A 775-nucleotide genomic window follows, 5' to 3' on the forward strand; every position below is an offset into this window, starting at 1 on the left:
AGGTCTCGGTGTTCTATACCGTCGCCAATGATGATGAGGCGACACTCAACGTGCGCGAGTCGTTGCGGTTCGAAATGCAGGTGGGCGAAGTGCAACCGCTGTTCGTGACGCCGCGCGTGGAGGAGGCGGTGCCTGGCACGTCGTTGATCGATCCGGAAGCCGTCCCGCCGCTGGGCTGTAAATTGATTGTGACGTATCTGCAGACACAGCCCGAAGACTTGGTGAATTATCGCTGGCGCGGTACGGGCGGTAACGGCAGCACCAGTGGCTCACTGCGTCTTACAGCGCAAACTGCGGGTAAGGAAGTGCCGTTCACGGTGCCGAAACAGTTTGTGACCAACAACCTCAATCGCCGGATCGTCATCGACTATTTCATCGTGCGTGACGGCAAGACCCTGGGTTACTCCTTTCCACTGACCTTGCGGGTCGGCAATGCCCTGCTGGATTTCGATCCGCCCTCAATTGACGACGCGCGCGGCGACCAGATTGACGCGAGCGCGGTGCCTGCGGTAGGTGCAACCGTGCGTCTGGCTGCGGCGTATGGCCTGAGGGTGGGCGACAGCGGCGAGATCCGCTGGATCGGCGTTGCCGGAGGCGGTACCGCCATCGTGCCGTTTCGCGTGGAGAGCGGAGAAGCGGGGCGCGACAAACTGATCAGCGTGCCGCAGTCGGTGGTGTTGGCAAACGTCGGGCGGGAGATCTCGTTGGACTGCACCGTTGTGCGTCAGGCCGGTGGTCGCCAGTATTCGCGGGTGGCGGTTTATGACGTGCGTGC

General features: G+C 62.1%; 1 pseudogene. It reads left to right on the forward strand.

What is annotated here, in order from left to right:
* Positions 1-775, forward strand: a pseudogene (locus KCG87_RS27355) (hypothetical protein); the annotation flags it as partial.

Source organism: Pseudomonas sp. MWU347, from assembly GCF_017947305.1.
In the GTDB taxonomy this organism is placed as follows: Bacteria; Pseudomonadota; Gammaproteobacteria; order Pseudomonadales; family Pseudomonadaceae; genus Aquipseudomonas; species Aquipseudomonas putida_A.